Source organism: Nocardia citri (assembly GCF_054065835.1).
This window is the reverse complement of sequence record NZ_JBSUQM010000033.1, coordinates 23,846-42,184: the sequence shown is the minus strand read 5'-3', so window position 1 is coordinate 42,184 and position 18,339 is coordinate 23,846. Positions and strand designations below refer to the sequence as shown.

The window sequence follows — 18,339 nt, the reverse complement described above, 5'->3', positions numbered from 1 at the left end:
ACCGGTCGACGGCTGCCGCTGCGAGGACAAGGAGAACCACCGGTGAGGGAGTTGACCGCCGCCGACTACGACCGGATCAGCGAGCAGCTGGCCGCGCTCCAACGCGTGAACATGTGGGGCCCGGCGAAACTGGCGACGGTGGCGATCCTGCTCATCCAGCTCGCGAAAACCGAACCGCTCTGGCCGATACCCGAGGAACCAGTCTGGCCGGTAGAGGACTCAGCGCCGACGTGCGCGCCGCTGGTCCGCGCTGCTGTCCTGCCCACACTCACCCCTGACCAGACATGGCTGCTTGCTCGCGCCGCGACCGCCGAGCTGCACCCCGCGCGACCGCCAGCACGCGGGTGGGCGGTCTGCCAGGGGGAAGGATGCGCGTGGTGTGCATGGGCCGCCGACCCGAAACCAGAGACGCTGCCCGCGATGATGATGGCGGCGAACCCGTTCCTGCCCAGCGAGGTATCGGTATTCCACGATCTGGGGTGGTGGCTGTGACCGCGTGGCCGAAACTGTTGCTGCCGCCGACGTTCCGGTTCCCTGACGGCGTATGGACGCGCGCCCATCATGTGCCGCTCGCGCTCCTGCTAGGGGAGTCAGCGGCCCGGCTCGCGCTGCCGTGGGGAGACAGCGCCTACACGTCATGGGTGCCCCAACGTTGGTTGCCCGGCGACCCGGACTCCGGACCCGGCTGGTGCATGGGGCCACCCGCGAACGGACTCACCCCATCCAGCGAAGGACCACGCCGCCGCAACCAGGCCGAGGCCCGCGCAATGTACGCACAGGCGCAACGCTGGGCCGAGGAATACCAGCGCAAACTCGAACGCGCACAAGCACTCTGGGATACCCCCATGCTTCCGGCCGGTGATCGTATCGGGTGGGTCGACAACGCTGGAAATCTCCGTATCACCACCCGCGACCAACCCGATCCCGACCGGCTGCCCCGCACGTTGAAGTCGATCGCCGCGGTGCGCGACATGATCAGGAGGATCGGACTGTGAGCGAACCGGCACCCGCATCGCCCGCGTTCGTGGCGCTCTGCACCGGGCAACTGCTGTGGTCCCTCCAGTTGGCGCAGGCCGCCATCTTCAGCGCCTTCGGCGTCACCGAACCCGGCGACCCTCGGCCAACGTGCTGCGCTGAGGGCTGCGACTGCGCCTGCACCGAGTCCAACACGGCTATTCGAGGAAACCCATAGCGGTACAACCAAGGAGGCTTCATGCCTGTCACCGTCCACGGAACCCGCGACATCCCGGTCCGTGATCTGCATCCACACCCGCAGAACCCCAACCGCGGCGACGTCGACGCTCTCGCGCAATCACTCGACACCTTCGGTCAGTACCGCGCGATCGTCGCTCGAACCGACGGCACAATCCTCGCCGGCCACCACGTCTGGCAAGCGGCCTGCGCGAAAGGCCACACCACAATCCGCGTCGAAGTCATCGACTGCGACGACGACACCGCCCGCCGAATCTGCGTCGCCGACAACCGCCTCGCCGACCTCGGCCCCGGCGTCGACCCGGAGCTGCTGCTCGCGATCCTCAACGATCTCGAAGTGCTCGACGGCACCGGCTACACCGCCGCCGACCTCGCATTCCTTGAACAGCAGTGCAACCCGCCCGAGCTACACGCCGACCCGGACGATGCCCCGCCGCTTCCCGACAAACCCGGCCGCGTCGTCGCCGGTCAGGTATGGGCACTTGGCCCGCACCGCCTCCTCATCGGCTCCGCCACCGACACCGACGCTATCCGCGCACTGATGCCCGGGCAGCTCGCCGACTGCATCTGGACCGACCCGCCGTACGGAGTCGACTACGTCGGCAAGACCAAGCAGGCCCTCACCATTCGCAACGACACCACAGACGGTCTCGCCGACCTTGTTCGCGCCGCCCTCACCACCGCCGTCGCAGTAGCACGCCCGGGAGCGCCGATCTACGTCGCGCACGCTGACGCCGAACGCGTCCTGTTCGAGACCGCGCTCCGTTCGGCGGGCATCTCATTTCGCCAGAACATCCTCTGGGTCAAGAACCAGATCGTGATAGGGCGCAGCGACTACCACTACCAGCACGAGCCCATCCTCTACGGCTTCACCCCCGCCGAAGCCGGGTCCGGCCGCCTCGGCCGCGGCGGACCACGCTGGCACGGCGACAACACCGCGAGCACCGTCTTTCACGTAGACAAGCCACTCGCCAACGACAAACACCCCACGATGAAGCCTGTCGACCTCATCGCACCGATGCTCACCAACTCCTGCCCACCCGGCGGCATCGTGCTCGACCTGTTCGCCGGTAGCGGTTCCACCCTCGCCGCCGCATACCTGACCGGCCATCGAGCGGTACTCGTCGAACTCGATCCCCGCTACGGCGAGGTGATCGTCAACCGGTGGGAAGCGCTGTCCGGTCAAACCGCCGAGCTATTGGGGTGACCATTGAACTCGCCACGGTCCCGCCGCACCAACGCTCGCTCGGCTGAAAGACAGGAACGCGCACTGCAGCTGCTGATTGGTGGCGCCACCAATCAGCAGGTCGCCGATCAGCTCGGCTACTCCAGCCGCGGTGCCGCGCACAACGCCATCACCAAAGCCCTCGCCGAACACGCTGCTCGACGCGCTGAACTCGCAGGGCAGGCCCTCACATTGACCCTCGCCCGCCTCGATGCGCTGTGGCGCCCGCAGTACATCAAGGCGATCCGTGGTGACGGTGCTGCGGCCGAGACGTGTCTGCGAATCCTCGACCGCCAGATGAAGCTCCTCGGACTCGTCGCGCCCATCCGTGCGGACGTCACGATTGCGACCCGTACCGAGTTGGACGTAGAAGTGGAGCAGCTCCTGGATAGGCTCGCTGGCCTGGCTCCCGGGATCGATGTGCCACCGCCAAGCAAGACTGACGAAGGAGACCCGTCACCGTGACCGTGCTCGCTGACGGATCCTGGCGCGACTTGCCGCCTCGCGACAAGGAACATCTACGCGACCGGCTACGCGAAGCACTCGCCCGCGCCGGGCACCCCGTCGAGTCCAGCAACACCCCCGGCGACCTCGCCGAACTCCACGAACCACACCTCACCGCGCGCCGCGACTACCTCGACATGATCGACCGTGAACTGACCCTGCTTCGGGACACCCCCAACGGCAAACTCATGGTCTTCACACCATCACAGGTCGGCAAGTCCACACGCGTCTCACGCTGGTTCCCGTTCTGGTGGCTCACCGTTCGCCCCCACGACCGCATCATCCTCGCCTCCTACGCCAAAGACCTCGCGATGGGACACAGCGCAGCCTGCCGCGATCTCATCGCCGCATACGGCCACCACTACGGGCTACGCCTGCGCGACGATGAAGCCACGAAAGCGGACTGGACCCTCACCACCGGCGGAGGCCTCCGCGCCCGCGGCGTCCGCGCCGGACTCGTCGGCAACCCCATGGACCTCGGCATCATCGACGACCCATTCAAAGACCGCGAACAGGCCGACAGCCCCCTGATCCGCAACCGCGTATGGGATTGGTACTCAGCCGCATTCGCGTCCCGCCGCGCGCCCCAAGCCCGCGAAGTGCTCGTCATGCACCGCTGGCACCAAGACGACCTCGCCGGGCGCCTGCTCAAACGAGAGGGCCGCACCGAGGAAGGCGGGCAATGGCGAGTACTGCACCTGCCCGCCCTGGCCCTCGCCGAAGACCACGAACGCGGAATCTACCCAGACCCTCTCGGTCGGCGACCCGGCGAACCGCTTGCCCACCCCCGCATCCCCGCCCACGACATCGCCGCCCAGCTCGAGCACTGGAACCGGCTCTACCAGTCCATGACCGCCCGCGACTGGGCATCGATCTCCCTCGGGCTCCCGATCACCGCCGAGGGCGCGCTGCTCGACGACGATATGATCCGCGACCGCACCGGAACCCCCGGCGAGAAACTGCGCATCGGTGTTGGTGTCGACCCGTCCGGCGGTGGCCGCGACACCGCGGGCATCGTGGGCGGGCATCTCGACACCAACGGCAAGTTCTGGTGGACCCATTCCCGTACCGGCCGCATGGCCTCCGATGTGTGGGCGCGTGAGGTCTGCCTACTCGCCTACGAGATCGGCGCCGACTTCATCGTGTTCGAAGCTAACTATGGCGGGGACATGCCCGAGACCCTGATCCGGCAGGCATGGCAGGCGCTCCACGACGCGGGGGAGATCCCGCGCGAGGCACTGTGCCCGTACATCAAGAAAGTGCACTCGCGCCAATCGAAATCGTTGCGCGCCGAACCGATCGCGCAGGCGGTCAAGATCGACCGATGCGGATTCGGGCAGGATGCGTCGCTGCTCAACTTCAAATCGGAGTGGACCCAGTGGGAACCCGGATCAGCGTGGTCGCCTGGCGACCTCGACGCCGGCGTGCACTTGGCGGCTGCCCTGCTGCCCAAGATCGGCGCTGCCGCGCAGACGCAGAGTGTGGCGAAGCTGCGCCGGGATCAGGTGAGCGCGACCGGCGGCGTCGCCGGACACCGACGCTGAGATCGGGGAACCGATCGAACGGCAACCGCCCAAAGATCAATCCACCCGCCGAGCGCAACCCCATCCAAGCTGCCTGGCACGCCCTAGACGTCGAGTCAGAACTAACTGGACCGCACCGCGTTGCAGCGCAGCGCTCTGGGCAACATCACGTATTCGAACCCTCTGGCATCTATGGTCATTCAGATGGACAGCGCCAGCGATGCGGTGTCGATTCGGCTGGGAACCGCCGACGACACGAACAAGCACTTTGATGCCATCTGCACCCTCTACGACGAAGCGTTCTCCGCGCCTCCGTTCGTCTGGCCGCCAACCGAATCCACCCGACATCGCGACATGCTGAAACGCATGGTCACCGATCCAGGCTTCGGAATCACTCTCGCCGAATCCAATGACGCTTTGATTGGATTCGCGTACGGCACAGCACTATCCGTCAACACCGGATGGTGGCAGGGATTCCAACAACCCGTGCCCGACGAGCTGACACAGGAGTGGCCTGGCCGAACGTTCGCCGTGATCGACCTGGCCGTCCACACATCTGTGCGACGCCACGGTGTCGGCCGCAGACTGCTGGATACTCTGCTCGACAGCCGACCAGAACAGCGCGCGACGCTAGCTGTCCAACCGCAGGCCGCCGACTCTCACGCTTTCTATGCGGCTATCGGAGGATGGCGTTTGATCGGGCGGCAGGACACACCAGGCATGTTGTCCCCCCAATTCGACATCTACGTCAAGGAATTGGACAGCCCGTAGTCGGTCATCAGCTCATCGAGGTTGCGGACACACAACGCGTCTTGCCACGGTGTAAGTTCCGCCCGCGCGCCGGCGATGATCCCCGACAGCCGATCCGAACGGCAGGACGCTGCTAGCCCGGCGGCTTCCCCGATCACTTGCGCTGCCTCATCGATCTCGCGGGACTCGATGTGAGCGTGCGCCAGGTCAACATACGCCATAGCCCGGTTACGGGTGTAGCCCTCGCCGATCAGCTCCAGGCTCGACACGGCCGCCTGGTGCGCGTCGGCCGCCCGCCCGATCCGATACATGCAATCGCTACGGAACGACAACGACAGTCCAGGCCCATGGAAATAGGCCACACTCGACTCCGCCCCGAGACCGTCCACGAGTGCATCATCGGCCGCGTCCAGCGCCGTCAGGCATGCGTTTGCCCGCCCACTGGACGCGTACGCGAACGCCGCGATGACCTCTGCATAGGATCGCAACAGCCCGTCATCGACGCTACGTGCCCAAACCTGTGCTGCCACTGCGTGATCGATACCGGTTCGGGGTGACCCCCGCCAGGTCGACAGGTAGCTCAGATTGCACAACACCAGTGCGACCAACGCGTCGTTACCCGCCTCGTGCGCGGACTCGCGGGCCGCCTCGTAGCTGGCGTTGGCTAGATCGAATGCGCGCAAATCGAACTGCATCCACCCGGCAAGCTGCGCTAGCTGCGAATGCACCGTCAGCAGCCGCGGCTTCAACCGCTCGGGCGCCTGCGCCAACAGAGCGCGAGCTATGGCTTGCTGCGCGGTCACCATCGGCAGCACGGCCTGCGGGCCGTACAGATCGTTTTGTGTCAGTGCGATATTCAGCGCGTCCTCGATATGGGCGATGCTGGCATCGTCCACGCGCTCGGGCCGGACCAGCACCTCACCGACCCGCCGTTGTTCGTTGGCGTCCAAGCCCGCCAGGATCGCAGCGACGGCAGGCAGCCCGCCCGCGACACCGCCGAACAGTTGCAGCAACTCCCGTCGATTCATCTCGACCCACATCCGCAAATCGTCATCAAACCGCGAGTGTAGGCCGGTTCGATCCGCTGTCGCCGGGACCACCACCGCGAGCGCCGACGACGGCTCGCTCTTGTGGAATCGGTGCGCCTGTTCCCGAGTCAGGCTGTCCAGCAACGTATCCATCACGTCCGCAGATTTCGGGCTCAAAAGCGCTGTCACGCCATCCTGTTCCCACTTGCCGATCGTGCGGACACCGCGCTTAGATATCGCGGCGAACTCGGCCTGATTCAGGCGCATCGCGTTGCGGAGTGCCTTCACATCGGCACCGGTCCATTTCTCGATCACAGCTGGTCCGCCCCTCACCTCGGCGTGTCGAATACCGAAAGAGTAGGACCAAATTGCCAGTTGCGTACCTGTATTCACGACCACCTGGGACCGATGCTCGATTCAGCCCGGCGCTAAGTGACGCCTGTCGGAGGGTGGCGACACCCCTGGCGCCGGGGCCTCCACTGTCGAGCGAGCTGGAGACCAGGGATGCACGAGGTAAGACAAGGCGGTCAACCCTTGACCGCAGAAGAGTTGCCGCACCGGACCGCGCTCGAGGGCCCGCCCCGACCGGTTAACTGCGATGTGCCGCGCGAGGTGATCGCGGCGTTCCGCGATGGCCTCACCGAATGGGACACCACCCGCAGCCTCATCCCCAGCCCAGCGCAAGGCGACGAAATCGCTCGCGCCCACGTCGCCCTCTCCGAATGGGCGGCCCCAGAACGCCCCGATGGCGGGCCGTCGTCTATGACCCCGCCATCGGGTGCTACCCAAATCCGAGAGTTCTTGGCCAGGAGCCGGGTATGAGCGCTAGCACCACAATCCTGGTCGTCCTGGTCGTCGCCCTCATCTGGGTGTCCTGGCCGTTCATGGCCTACCACTGGCCGACGAAACTCGATCCGAGAGACCGCCCCACCGACGCCGAGTCGGGGCAGGTCGATCAGTGAGCCTGATCATCTTCAGCGACGGGACGACCGGTATTCCCGACGACGACGGCTGGATCGAAGAGTTCGATTACGTCGACCTAAGCGGCCGTGAATTGGATAACCCCGGCCCCCTGCCCGCCGCATTCATCGACATCGAGCCAGACATCGTCGTCGACATCGAGATCGAGCATTGATCCCCGCCAAACAGATGCCGACCGCCGCCGCCTACCGGCCGGACTCCCGCGACGCCGGGATCCGCCGCTACTTCGGCCTCTCCTAATTCGCGCTGATCGCCGGAATATCGGCGTCGAAATTGTCGGCCTGGCGGCACAGCACCCACACCTGGGTTCCCTCACCCGATATTCAGGTCGGTGACCATCCCGGTTGGTCGCTGGCGTGCGTTCACGCATGGAGCCGCGACGGCGACCCGTTCCCGCGGCCGCCGATCGTGCAATTCGCAGACCTCGCCGCCATCAAGGCCCGCTACCACGACTTGCCCACCTCCACCCTGTGGGCGTGCATCGGCGACGGCACCATCCCCCGGCCTGTCGTGTGGATCGACAACCGACCGGGCTGGCTGTTGTGACGCGTGCCCGTCACAACTCCCGCCCCGGTCGTGCGCGACCGGGGCGGGCTGATCTCTCCCGTGGGGTACGGGAGTAGTAGATAAATGGAGGGATATCCATGAGATACAACGCGATTCGGGCAGCCGTCACGGTTGTCGCTGTCAGCGCCGCACTACTCGGCGGGCAGACGCTCAGCACCACGCCGGTCGCGCAGGCCGGGCCGTGTCTGCTCGGGCACGTCGACCCGAACAACGACAACAGCGCGTGCAAGGGCAGCGACTCGGCGAACTGGCCGGAATCCGAGGCGAATCCAGACGGCAGCCCCACGCTGTCGTGTTCCCGGCTCAATAAGGGAGCGGGCGTCAAGACCTGGACCGGTAACGGGTGGCGGAAATGGAAATGCATGCAGATAACCGAGCTGGGGCAGACGTACTTTACGTGGTATGAAGTCCTCGGCACCTAAGGAAGGTGGGTCCATGGCGAACGATATTCCCCGTACGCCGGAGGTCGATCAGATCATCGCCGCCGCCGAGCAGCTCGGGCAGCGAGACGGGTACGTAGGCGTCGAGCACCTGTTTCTCGCTATCCTCGGCGACCTCGAAACGGTGCCCACGCGACAGCTGCAACGCATGGGGATCGATCTCGACGGCATCACCGCGCAGCTGAGGGCAACGATGGACAGCGAGAGCTTCCGAGAGGTCCGCAACCGCGCTCGCTTCCTCGATGGGCGCGAGGTCGAGCACTTCCCGGATGGTCGCGTCGTCACTCAATATCCAGACGGCACGATCACCGAGCACTACGAGCCGGTGGCCAAGTCCTGAAACAACACGCCCCGCTTCCGAATCAACGGAGGCGGGGCGCTTTGTTCGTCGGACAGACGGACCGAGGCAGTCACGGCGTCGGCGCCTGCGCCCGTGGGTCACCGTCCATCATCGGTATCACCTCGTCGAGTGGTGGCATCGACGAGCCCGGTCCACAGGTATCCACGCACACCGTGACCGTCAAAGTCCCGCCGTGGATCCCACCCTGTGGGCCACGCGGCAACCACTGTCCGACTATCACCTGATCGGCATCGTCGGCGGTGAGGACCGCGGCGACCGCGGCCCGCATTGCTGCCGCGTCGTCGATCACATCACGCGCCATCGAATCCAGAAACGCTGGATCCGGCATCGAATTGTCCTCGGTCGACCAATAGCAGCGGTCGACACCGAGTTCGATCACCGCCACCAGCTGCGCGGTACGCCCCGGCGTCGGCGGGGATGCCAGCGGTATCGGGAACCGTTCGGTCGGCGCCACCGACACCACCCGCGACCACGCCATCCCCTCACCCGCGTCGCAGCCACACCACCCGTACGACGGCACCGTATTCCCCGGGTGCACGATCGCGATACACGCCGCGCCCGCCCGCGTCTCGACCAGCTCGACGGCGAGCCGGTCGACCAGAGCCCGCGCCACCATATACACGCCGGTGTCGACCATCAGCCCACCCGCTCTACGCGCGGACCATCCACCGAATACACCGCCGATGGTGCCCGCAACTGGCCGGGGTTCACTGTGGCGAGCCATCGATCCACGGACTCGACACCGGTCAGCCCGGACTCGAACAGGGTGGCCGGGTCGATCAACGTGATGTCGACACCCTGGCGTGAAATCTGCTGCGCGCGCGCCGGTATCGCACACTTCCCGTTCCCGGTGCGCGCCTTCACATATTCGACAGCGAGGTCGACCAGCACCGTCAGCGCATCAGCCGGCACCGGCAGCCCGCGCATGTACGTCACCTCGAACACGGTCGGATCGCCGGTGCTGATCGGCCACAGCTCGCCATCGGTGCGCACCAATGTGCGGCGGTTGTGCACCACATACGCCGACCCCGACACCACCTGTCCGTCCACGGTGACCTCGGTGACCGATTGCACCGGGCCCGGCAGATACACACGCCGCCGCGACACAACACACGTGCACACCGTCACGCACCCGCACCCCGGGCGACCCGGCCACCGCGACGAAACACTGCCATAGGTGGACTGCTGCAGCGGCTCCACCACCGGACACACGATCTCCGGGCAGACTCCGAACACGCGCCCCGACAACGCCCACAACGTGTGTGCCGCCAGCTGCTCGGCCGCCGCCTTATCCGCGGTGCTGGCCGACACGGTGGTCGGCCAGTCCGCGATCACCCACCCGCACGCGGGCATTTAGGTGAGCACCAGCGCCGTCGCAGCGCACGCCGGGGTCGGCGGCGGCACGTAGGTCAGGTGCAGATCGAGGTGCTGATCCGCCAGGATCGGGGTCAACAGCTTGCCCGGCACGGGCGGATCTGTCTCGACGACGGCATCGTGCAGGTCGACGTTGTAGGGGCCGGAGCCCCACAGGCTGCCCGCTTGTGTACGCGCGTTCTCGATTTTGAACTCGGCCGCACCGTTCTGGATGGTGAACGACGCCAACCGGCCGCCGTGCATCCACGGCGCGAGGAAATACCCGTACGGCTTGGCCGAACCCGCGCATGCCTTACCTGGGATCGTGGTCCACGTTTCCAGCGCCCAATCGCTCGGAACGACCTGACCGATGCGGATACCGACCGCGGCGCCGTCGCGGTCCATGACGAGCGGCTGGCGAAGGATCATCCCCAGCAGATCGGGGTTCACGCCGGTGAACTGGATGTTCACGTTGAACCACTTCAGCTGATCGTCGTCCTTCTCCGGGGGGAACGCGAAACGGCCGTCAGCCTTCTTCATCGACAGCTCTTCGCCGTCCTCGTATTCGGCCGCGTACTCGGTCGTCACGAAGCCATCGGTGACGAGGGTGTTCTTTGTCCCGGCCACGGGCGCACCGCACGCGTCGAGGGTGGTGTAGCGGCCGACCTTGCCGCGGAAGCTTTCCCAGCACAGTGTTGCCATCTCGGACTCCAACCGGGTGTGGGTTGTTGCCCGGCCCGCAGCCAGCAGCACTACATATCAGCAGAATAGTCGCTCGACCGCGCCCGATCCTTGGCGCGCGGTCGAGCGACCGGATCTCAGGTCAGTTGAGGAAGAACAGAATTGCGTGCGCCAGGAGCACCAGGCCGCCGCGGATCAGATCCCACACCACAATCACCCCCTTACGCCAGGTCGTAATACAGGTAGGTGCTGGTCGACCCGGCCGCGATCGTGCCCGACCCACCGAACGGCGACACGAACTGCACATCGATCGTGTCGTTCAGCGCGAGCGTCGCCGCTGTCGCCGAGAACGTGACCGAGGGCGCGCCGAACGGGATCGTGGTCGTCGCGATGACGCTGCCGTTCTTGCGCAGGTTCAACGTCAGCGCGGTGCTGCTGAACCAATTCGCGGTCAGGGTGACTTTGCATTGGATCGTGACGTTCCCGGCACCGTTGGACTTCAACGCATCCGACACGATGTTCGTGGACGGATACCCGGATCGTGCCGACCACCCAGAGATCACCGCGGTCTGACTCGAGCTGATCGACATTGTCGACGATTTGTCCATGCCCATCGCGGACAAGCTCGTCGCGGCGATCGTTGGTGCCGCCGCTGCCGCTGTCGTCGCTGCGGCCGGGGCGATCACCACCATCGCAGGTACCGGCGCGACCGCAGCCGAGTTCGCGACAGCAGCGGGAACGGGCACCGTCGCGAGCAGTATCGGTGAAGCCGCGGCCGCCGACACCGATCCGGACGGCGGTACCGCCCGAACCGACAGCGCCGGGCCCACGGCCGCAGCGGACACCACGCCGGTCGGCACCGGCAGGATCAGCGACACGACCGGCGTCGGCATAACGGCCACTGCCGCAGACGAACTGGGCAGCGCGACCGCGGCGAGGGCAGGCGCGGCGGCTGACGCCGCAGCGACCGCCGGCGGGGCGGTCACGACGAACCCGGCGGTGGGCATCGGCATTACGGCGACACCAGCTGCAGCCGGAACGGGGAGGATCAGATCGTTGGTCAGCGACGGATCGGCCGCGCCGGTGGCCAGCCCGGCGCCCGGTGCCATGACTTCCATCAACAGCACAGGAGCGGGCATCGCTGCGACCGCCGCGGCCGCCGGAACAGTGACGCCCTGGGCGTATTCGAGCGTTGGTGCGGCAGCCGATGCCGCAGCCGCTGCGGCGGGCACCTCGATAACCATCACCACCGCAGGCGGCGGCATCACCGCGTCCACGGCAGCGGCCGGGGTGTCGATCGCGCCACCGAACCCGGGCACCGGCATCACTGCGGTAGCTGCCGCTGCGACCGCAGGTACAGCGGCCACGATCTCGGGGGCGGGCATCACCGTGTGCGCGATCCCGGCCGTCGGGAACATCATGCCTTCAATGTCGAGGTGCACCAGGGTTTCGCCGAGGTAGGCGCGACGCACCCGGTGGGTGTCGATGTACATGCGGCTCACGGAGATGCCGCGCAGGTAGATCCCCACCGGATCGCCGGTTAGGACGCGGCCAGGTACAGCACGCCGTCAGTGGTGTCCCACGTGATCTGGAAGTTGATCCCGCTCGGGCTCTGGTTCGCGCCGAAGTCGACGTAACCGAGCAGCGGGCGGGTCGCATTCGTCGACGGCGTGCTGTTGTAGATGACCCCGTAGCGGCCGTTGGTGAACGTAACGTTGGACCACACAGCGTTCGCGGCGAAGAGCCTGCACCGGTTGGTGGCGCTGTCGTAGCTGACCGTGCAGGACCCGAGCAGCACACCACCGGCGGTGTAGTTCGTGCCGCTGATCTCGTTCGCCACGACATCGTCGAGGTAGTCGTGCGTGTCCTGGTCGGGGGTGTAGCCGGACCCGAGGATCATGCATTTGATCGCGTCGGCGGTCCAGCTGACCTCTTTCTGCACGAGTGCGCGCTGGCCGAGGCCGTACCACTTCGCTGTTGCTGCCATGACGAGTCCTAATCCGTTGTGATGTATAGGGTTTCGGGATCGATGACCGACAGCGCTGTGTACTCGTCCAGCGTTAGCCGCAGGATTCCGGACACACCGCCGTAGTTGCGGACCGCCACCGCTTCGTCGGTCGGCGGGATGGGCAGCGCCGCGGCCAGCAGCGGACCCAGCCGGACCGGGGTCTCCCATTCGGGGATCGTGATGTCGTAGGCGACACCGGCGATCCGGACCCGCGCGAGGCCCGGCAGCAAGTCGGGGGTGGTGAACGTGCCATCCGAGGCGATCGCGACATGCACGTGCTGAGGGGTAACGATGAACTCGCCGGTCATCTCGTCGCGCATGAACGGCGCCCAGATCTGCACGGCGCGCGCGTCGCCGTGCTCACTGATATCGGAGAACCGATCCGAGATGACCGTCACCGTGGGCTCACTTCGCGGTGCTGCGCGAGCTGGTGCGTTTGGCCGGTGCCTTCTTCGGCTCCGGCTCCGGGGCCGGTTCCGGCGCGGGCTCGGCCTCGGCCGAAGCATCGGCGGTCGGTTCGGTAACGGCCTGCTCGACCTTGCTGGCCGAATCCGATTCAGGGTTTTCGGCCGGCTCGTCACTTACTACTGGCATAGAACTGTCCGCGTCCTCGGTGGTCTGGTCCTCGACTGACTCGTGCTTGTCGATGAGGAATCCGGCGGCGCGCGCCAGCTCGTCATCCACCGCGACACCCGGATAGCGGCCACCGGTCACGATCTGCACCCGATCGGGCTGATCACCGGCAGCAGCGAGCAGACGACCCGCGATCTCAGCGAGGTCGCCATTCACAGCGAGGATGGTGGGCATCTGGGAACTCCTAGGTAAGGGTGACCGGGACCGCGGCGCGCACACAGTCGTCCCAGCTGACGAGGTATGTGCGCTCGGCGACCAGGCGGACCGAGTTGTCGGCGGGATCGAAGTACTCGCGCGGTGAGGTGCTGCGACGGCTGGTGACCACGCTGCGCCGGTAGTTCACGGCACCGGTCACGACCAGCCACGCTGTACCAGCCGCGGCCGCGGTGCCATCCGGGCCGGTGTTCGGGTAGCCGGAGCCGAACGCGTACCGGTTACCGAGCGGGGTGAGCAGCCGACCGGCGGACTCGGTGACCAGCTGTGCGGTGGCGGCGTGCGCGGCCACCTCGCGCGGTGCGTGGATCACACCGATACCGCCGTAGTTGGCACCGAGGAATGCTTCGAGCAGACCGACAGCGCGGGTGATATTGACCGGGTCTTCGGCGAGGACTGGGGTGTTGACCGGGTCATCGGCGCCTGGGGTGGCCTCGTCTCGCATGAGCCGCAGGTACGTATCGGCCCACACCGCCTGCTCGACCGCGACCCATTCGGTCGCGAGCGCCGCAGTAGCGCGGGCCTCGATATCCTGTTCGGTCAAACCCACACTGCGGCAGGTGAATCCGGCGTAGACCGTGATCGGGTCGGCGGTGTCGAGACCGATACCGTCGACCAGGTTGGCGTCACGATCGGTCGGGGCATCGCCGCACTTCGCGGGGTCGACGTGTGCGGGCCCGCACGGCGGCGGCTCCCACGCGACACCGAGGCGCATGTGTGGGGCGTAATCGGCGAGCATGTCCGCCGCGGACTGCAACCCGAACCGGGCCGGGGTCTGGGTGGGCGCTGGGACGATCATCGGCGGTGCAGCCACCGGAAGCCTCCTGACTCAGTGGGAAAACCGGAATCCCCGGCCGCCGAACCCAGTTCGGCGGCCGGGGCGGAGGGTTACGGGGTAACGACGACGTTGCCGTTGGCGTCGAGCACCTGGCCGAGCGCGGTGGAACCGTTGGCCGACAGCGCGATCCGCAGCAGACGCGGCTTGTAGCGGCGCTTGATCACCAGCAACTTCTCTTCCACGAACAGATGCAGCACATCGTTCGCGGCGAGGTTGGTGGTGTCGTACACCGCCGACATGGTGATCACATCACCGCGCGACCGCAGGTAGGTGCCCGCGATATACACGAGAATGTCGACCGTGGTCGGCCATGCCGTCTTCGCGGTCGCCGAACCAAACCCACCCGATACACCGGTGAACGCGTCCTGCCAGTCGTACACCCAGTGCGGCACCGCATTACGGGCCTTGAACCAGCCATCGATCTTCTGGTCGGTGACCTCATACGCCTCGGACACATTCGACTCGGTACGCACCGACTGATCCGCGCGGATGACCGGCTTGAGCCACAACGGCAACTGCACCTCGAGCGTCGCCGAATCCGACATGCGGTTCAGGTACCGGATGTCGGAGATCTGGCAATCGATACTGTTGAGCACAGACGGTGTCGCGGACGGGCCGAGGTTGATCGTGACCGCCGAACCCGCCTCGGCGACCTGGCGCGCGATCGTGCGTGCGTTGACCCGGTGCGAATGCGCGATCAGCGCGTGCGCGATCACGTCCTCGGTCAACTCCGAGTAGGAATCGTTCTGGAGGATGCCACCGGTGATCTGCAAACCGATCGCCTCGGCCCGCTTCTCATCCCAACTCGACGGGCACGGCACGCGATAGGTCGGCTTCGAGGTACCCGACACCGTGCCACCAATCGGCGTCGTGAAACCGCTACCCGCGATCGCCTGCGCCTCGGTCTGAATGAAACCGGTGTTGCTGTAGATCGTGGTGTAGTCCGGACCCTCGGTCCACATCAAACCGCCACGCGGGCTTTGCACCTCGGGCAGATCGACCAGACCGGCGTCCGCATCCGCCAGAATCGGCGACATCTCATACAGCCGCTCGCTGGGGGAGCACCAGCCACCGGCCGCGACCAGCGACTGACCGGTGAGCCGCTTCTGATCGACCGCGGCATCGATCGCGGCGTCGTCCTCGGCCGGGGTGCGGGTAACCAGCTCATCAGGGAACGGCACCGAGAACCGCGCGAACGCATTCGCCATCCGCACCGGCGCGCCCTCGGCGTAGCGCGGGAACGCATCGAACTTGCCGGTGCCCGCACGCGCGACATCGACCAGCGTCTCCATCCGAGCACCGGCGGAATAGCCATCGACATCGGCGGCCGCGGTGATCACCACACCAGCCGGTCCCGGGTCGGGGCGACGCGCCTGACGCGGCGTGATATCCGCGAGTCGCACCTGACGACGGCGCGGCGCGGGCGCGGACGCTACGAGCGCCGGTTCCGCTGTGGTGGCCGGTGCCGAGTCGGCGGCCACCGCACCGGCATCGGCCGCGGCGGCGGTATCGGCGAGGGCCGGGGCCTCGGTTGCGCCGGTGGCGTCCCCGCCTTCGCCACCCTCGGTACCTTCACCACCCTCGGTGGCCTCGCCTTCGCCGCCTTCGGTGTCTTCCTCGATGGCCTCGGCCGCCGGGGGATTGACGCGATCGGCCAGCGCACGCAGACGGTCGGCCTGCTGACCTGCGACCTGCTCGCGGCGACCGGCCTCGGCGCGCAGACCTTCCGACACGTCGGCGAGAGCGACGGCCGCGGCCTCTTGTTCCTCGGTGTAGGTGCCGGTGCCGTCACCGTAGAGGGCGTCGAACGCTGTGCGTGCCTCGTCGAGCAGAACGGCTACATCGACATCGGCGGGGGCTTCGGCCAGCAACGCCGCGACCGCTTCGGCGGACGTGCCTTCGGCCGCACCGTTGGCGGCGTCGATGAGCTTCTGGAGATTGATGTCCACCACGGCCTCCGGGGGAGCAACGGATTCGTTGCCCGGCCCGCAGCCAGCAGCACTTATTTGGCTCTACTGTATCCCGTCACAGCTCGACGGCCTGATATGTACCGCCTACCTGATCCGCGACAGCGCGCGCGCTCGGTTCGTCGCGGTAGGTGACTGTCGTCCCGTCTGGGTGTACGACCTGATGCAGCACCTTTTTCGGCCCGCAGTTGCAGTTCCGACGCATCGCTATCCCTTCATCCCGGCCGCCATGCGTGCGGCCAACGTGTTGATGCGTGCCGTGCGCATCCGCCCGGCCGCCTGCGCGATACGCCCAGTGCGCAACACCTGATCGAGGTCGATCCGCCGCGACGGTGTGTGCGCGCGGCGAACGACACCGGCCGCGACCAGAGTCCGCACTCCGGACGCCGCGAGCGCGCGCGTACGTGGCACGGGGAAGCCAGGGACGTTCACGGCGAGCACACCGACGAGTTCGAGTGCTGTCGATCCGTGGCGGATGCCGCGCCAGTCTCCGGACACCCCGGACCGGCGCAGCTCATCCACCCGTTCGTCGGTGACGCCGGGCAGGATGCGCCCGGACAGCCACGGCCCGTTCGCGCCGTCGCGGCAGCGGACCACGGCGACGACGGTGCCGGTGTTGTCGTAGTGCTCGGCAGCGGCGCGCGCAGACGCATACATCGAGGCGTGCCCGGTGCCGAGGGTGATCTTTCCGACCGCGAGAGGACCGGTGTCGGTGCGGATCTCGCCCTGGTGGTAGTAGGCGTAATCGCTCGCGCTGGTCGGCGGGGACACGCACACATCCGCGTATCCGATGTGGCAGGTACCCCACTCGGCGAGGTGGCCGAACACGCGGCCGTCGTCGGTGACGGTGATCGCGGTCAGCTCGTCGGGTTCGGGGATCTCGAAATCACGGTGGTCGTACACGACAGCGGCGGCGGTGAGCGCGGCTGTGACGGGTTCAAGTGGGATGTCCTCGTACTGGCCGGCGAAAGCGATCCTGATCCGATCGAAACGGATTGGCCCGGTCTCGGTTAGATCCGTGACGGGCAACCCATACCCACCCGTCACATGGGGGATGAATCCGTCGTGCTGCTCGGGTACCGGGCCACTGTCGAGGCACGCGCCGAGGATTGCTTGCCGGAAGTCCGAGAGTCCGTCCGCGCCGACGAGGTACACCGCGCACGGATCCTTATCCGGGCTGTTCGGGTTGAACAGTGCGTGACCCCACACCTCGCCCAATACCGGACCGGACGGGGCGAGTTCGGTGACGGCCGCGCGGACCGCGTCTATCTGCTCGTCGCTCCACTCGGCCGCTTCGCCGAGGTAGGCCAGAGTGCAGTGCAGTTCGTCTACCGGTTCGCCGCCCTCCACCGCCAGGCGCGCGGCGTCCTCGGCGGCGGGGACGAGCGCGATCATCGCGCCGGTGTGCTCGCTCGGCGTCTCAGCATCGTCGGATTCGGCGGCGGCGGTGAGCGCGGGTACGTCGTAGGCGGGTTCGATCTTCGCGCCCTCGAACGCCGGTGAGCTGACCAGCGTCGCGCCCATCACTTTCCAGCGGTCGAACTGATACAGCCAGTCCTCTACCGGGTCGGTGCCCGGTTCCGGGTCGGTGATGTAGGCGGCCAGGGCCTCGCTGGCGTCCTCGCCGTTGGCGTCGAGCGGCACTTGCGTGACCGCGATATCGGACATGTCGACCGACACCCACCCGGCGACACCGCGCCCCACGCGCTCGGCCCACCGCACCCCGGCCGGATCAGCCAGATCGAACGAGCCTTCACCCCAGACGATGCCGTCCTGCAACCACACGCGCGTGATCAGCCCGACCACTACCGAGCCATCGTGGCCTTCCGCGAGCTGGTCTTGTGCCGAGAGTGGTAGCGGCAGCGCTCGGTGCGGCACGTCCTCGCCGACGAGGACCGCGAGCCGTCCGTCCCCGGAGCGGGTGTTGACCGGCAGGATCGGACCGCGCCAGCCCGGCGGGGGTCCGGCCAGCTGCTCGGTGGGCGGCTCGACATCGACGACAGGCGCGCTCATCAGCGGCTCCAATCAGTGGAAACAGACAAACTGTATCCATGA

General features: G+C 66.9%; 24 protein-coding genes. 13 read left to right on the top strand and 11 right to left on the bottom strand.

The genetic code is table 11. The features are described from left to right. Nucleotides 1–42 precede the first annotated feature (42 nt). The 7 genes from ACW2Q0_RS28350 (at nucleotide 43) to ACW2Q0_RS28320 (ending at nucleotide 5,235) form a co-directional block, all read left to right on the top strand. Nucleotides 43–492 (top strand): hypothetical protein, encoded by a 450-nt coding sequence (locus ACW2Q0_RS28350; protein ID WP_457193980.1) that lies wholly within the window; start codon nucleotides 43–45, stop codon nucleotides 490–492. Continuing rightward, nucleotides 483–995, top strand: coding sequence for a hypothetical protein (locus ACW2Q0_RS28345; RefSeq protein ID WP_457193979.1), 513 nt, complete (start codon nucleotides 483–485; stop codon nucleotides 993–995). Before ACW2Q0_RS28350 ends, ACW2Q0_RS28345 begins: the two co-directional genes overlap by 10 nt. Next, complete coding sequence (locus tag ACW2Q0_RS28340; RefSeq protein ID WP_457193978.1) at nucleotides 992–1,192, top strand: hypothetical protein; 201 nt, start codon at nucleotides 992–994, stop codon at nucleotides 1,190–1,192. Before ACW2Q0_RS28345 ends, ACW2Q0_RS28340 begins: the two co-directional genes overlap by 4 nt. Before the next feature lie 21 nt (nucleotides 1,193–1,213). Further along, nucleotides 1,214–2,419, top strand: coding sequence for a DNA methyltransferase (locus ACW2Q0_RS28335; RefSeq protein ID WP_457193977.1), 1,206 nt, complete (start codon nucleotides 1,214–1,216; stop codon nucleotides 2,417–2,419). Between the two features lie 3 nt (nucleotides 2,420–2,422). After that, on the top strand, nucleotides 2,423–2,902 hold the full coding sequence (locus tag ACW2Q0_RS28330; protein ID WP_457193976.1) for a hypothetical protein: 480 nt from the start codon (nucleotides 2,423–2,425) through the stop codon (nucleotides 2,900–2,902). Next, nucleotides 2,899–4,485 carry a terminase large subunit domain-containing protein gene (locus ACW2Q0_RS28325; RefSeq protein ID WP_457193975.1) on the top strand — a complete coding sequence of 529 codons (1,587 nt, stop codon included), beginning with the start codon at nucleotides 2,899–2,901 and terminating at the stop codon, nucleotides 4,483–4,485. Before ACW2Q0_RS28330 ends, ACW2Q0_RS28325 begins: the two co-directional genes overlap by 4 nt. Before the next feature lie 120 nt (nucleotides 4,486–4,605). Further along, nucleotides 4,606–5,235 carry an N-acetyltransferase family protein gene (locus ACW2Q0_RS28320; RefSeq protein ID WP_457193974.1) on the top strand — a complete coding sequence of 210 codons (630 nt, stop codon included), beginning with the start codon at nucleotides 4,606–4,608 and terminating at the stop codon, nucleotides 5,233–5,235. On the opposite strand, the gene ACW2Q0_RS28315 is transcribed toward ACW2Q0_RS28320, so the two are convergent. Then, a complete protein-coding gene (locus ACW2Q0_RS28315; RefSeq protein WP_457193973.1) occupies nucleotides 5,208–6,557 on the bottom strand; it encodes a helix-turn-helix domain-containing protein in 1,350 nt (449 codons plus the stop codon). The genes ACW2Q0_RS28320 and ACW2Q0_RS28315 overlap by 28 nt on opposite strands. Nucleotides 6,558–6,776: 219 nt before the next feature. On the opposite strand from ACW2Q0_RS28315, the gene ACW2Q0_RS28310 reads away from it, so the two are divergent. From ACW2Q0_RS28310 to ACW2Q0_RS28285, 6 genes are all read left to right on the top strand, one after another. Further along, nucleotides 6,777–7,064, top strand: coding sequence for a hypothetical protein (locus ACW2Q0_RS28310; RefSeq protein WP_457193972.1), 288 nt, complete (start codon nucleotides 6,777–6,779; stop codon nucleotides 7,062–7,064). Next, complete coding sequence (locus ACW2Q0_RS28305) at nucleotides 7,061–7,204, top strand: hypothetical protein (protein WP_457193971.1); 144 nt, start codon at nucleotides 7,061–7,063, stop codon at nucleotides 7,202–7,204. Before ACW2Q0_RS28310 ends, ACW2Q0_RS28305 begins: the two co-directional genes overlap by 4 nt. Next, nucleotides 7,201–7,377: a hypothetical protein gene (locus tag ACW2Q0_RS28300; protein ID WP_457193970.1), complete on the top strand. Its 177-nt coding sequence runs from the start codon at nucleotides 7,201–7,203 to the stop codon at nucleotides 7,375–7,377. The genes ACW2Q0_RS28305 and ACW2Q0_RS28300 overlap by 4 nt, the downstream gene beginning before the upstream one ends. Before the next feature lie 119 nt (nucleotides 7,378–7,496). Beyond that, complete coding sequence (locus ACW2Q0_RS28295) at nucleotides 7,497–7,769, top strand: hypothetical protein (RefSeq protein ID WP_457193969.1); 273 nt, start codon at nucleotides 7,497–7,499, stop codon at nucleotides 7,767–7,769. A gap of 98 nt (nucleotides 7,770–7,867) precedes the next feature. Then, nucleotides 7,868–8,212, top strand: coding sequence for a hypothetical protein (locus ACW2Q0_RS28290; protein WP_457193968.1), 345 nt, complete (start codon nucleotides 7,868–7,870; stop codon nucleotides 8,210–8,212). Nucleotides 8,213–8,225: 13 nt separating this feature from the next. Continuing rightward, nucleotides 8,226–8,570 (top strand): Clp protease N-terminal domain-containing protein, encoded by a 345-nt coding sequence (locus ACW2Q0_RS28285; RefSeq protein WP_457193967.1) that lies wholly within the window; start codon nucleotides 8,226–8,228, stop codon nucleotides 8,568–8,570. 70 nt (nucleotides 8,571–8,640) lie between these two features. Here the strand turns inward: ACW2Q0_RS28285 and ACW2Q0_RS28280 are convergent, their stop codons facing one another. From ACW2Q0_RS28280 to ACW2Q0_RS28235, 10 genes are all read right to left on the bottom strand, one after another. Next, complete coding sequence (locus ACW2Q0_RS28280; protein WP_457193966.1) at nucleotides 8,641–9,228, bottom strand: hypothetical protein; 588 nt, start codon at nucleotides 9,226–9,228, stop codon at nucleotides 8,641–8,643. Then, nucleotides 9,228–9,944, bottom strand: coding sequence for a hypothetical protein (locus ACW2Q0_RS28275; RefSeq protein ID WP_457193965.1), 717 nt, complete (start codon nucleotides 9,942–9,944; stop codon nucleotides 9,228–9,230). The genes ACW2Q0_RS28280 and ACW2Q0_RS28275 overlap by 1 nt, the downstream gene beginning before the upstream one ends. After that, on the bottom strand, nucleotides 9,945–10,646 hold the full coding sequence (locus ACW2Q0_RS28270; protein WP_457193964.1) for a hypothetical protein: 702 nt from the start codon (nucleotides 10,644–10,646) through the stop codon (nucleotides 9,945–9,947). A gap of 200 nt (nucleotides 10,647–10,846) precedes the next feature. Beyond that, nucleotides 10,847–12,154 carry a hypothetical protein gene (locus tag ACW2Q0_RS28265; RefSeq protein WP_457193963.1) on the bottom strand — a complete coding sequence of 436 codons (1,308 nt, stop codon included), beginning with the start codon at nucleotides 12,152–12,154 and terminating at the stop codon, nucleotides 10,847–10,849. A gap of 11 nt (nucleotides 12,155–12,165) precedes the next feature. After that, on the bottom strand, nucleotides 12,166–12,612 hold the full coding sequence (locus ACW2Q0_RS28260; protein ID WP_457193962.1) for a hypothetical protein: 447 nt from the start codon (nucleotides 12,610–12,612) through the stop codon (nucleotides 12,166–12,168). A gap of 8 nt (nucleotides 12,613–12,620) precedes the next feature. Further along, nucleotides 12,621–13,031 carry a hypothetical protein gene (locus tag ACW2Q0_RS28255; RefSeq protein WP_457193961.1) on the bottom strand — a complete coding sequence of 137 codons (411 nt, stop codon included), beginning with the start codon at nucleotides 13,029–13,031 and terminating at the stop codon, nucleotides 12,621–12,623. Nucleotides 13,032–13,038: 7 nt separating this feature from the next. After that, nucleotides 13,039–13,440 carry a hypothetical protein gene (locus ACW2Q0_RS28250; protein WP_457193960.1) on the bottom strand — a complete coding sequence of 134 codons (402 nt, stop codon included), beginning with the start codon at nucleotides 13,438–13,440 and terminating at the stop codon, nucleotides 13,039–13,041. Between the two features lie 10 nt (nucleotides 13,441–13,450). Beyond that, complete coding sequence (locus ACW2Q0_RS28245; RefSeq protein WP_457193959.1) at nucleotides 13,451–14,293, bottom strand: hypothetical protein; 843 nt, start codon at nucleotides 14,291–14,293, stop codon at nucleotides 13,451–13,453. A 74-nt stretch (nucleotides 14,294–14,367) separates the two neighbouring features. Further along, the gene (locus ACW2Q0_RS28240; protein ID WP_457193958.1) at nucleotides 14,368–16,266 is read right to left on the bottom strand and encodes a major capsid protein; all 1,899 of its coding nucleotides are present in this window, start codon (nucleotides 16,264–16,266) and stop codon (nucleotides 14,368–14,370) included. A 225-nt stretch (nucleotides 16,267–16,491) separates the two neighbouring features. Further along, nucleotides 16,492–18,297, bottom strand: a complete 1,806-nt coding sequence (locus ACW2Q0_RS28235; RefSeq protein ID WP_457193957.1) for a 2'-5' RNA ligase family protein — start codon at nucleotides 18,295–18,297, stop codon at nucleotides 16,492–16,494. Between the last annotated feature and the right edge of the window lie 42 nt (nucleotides 18,298–18,339).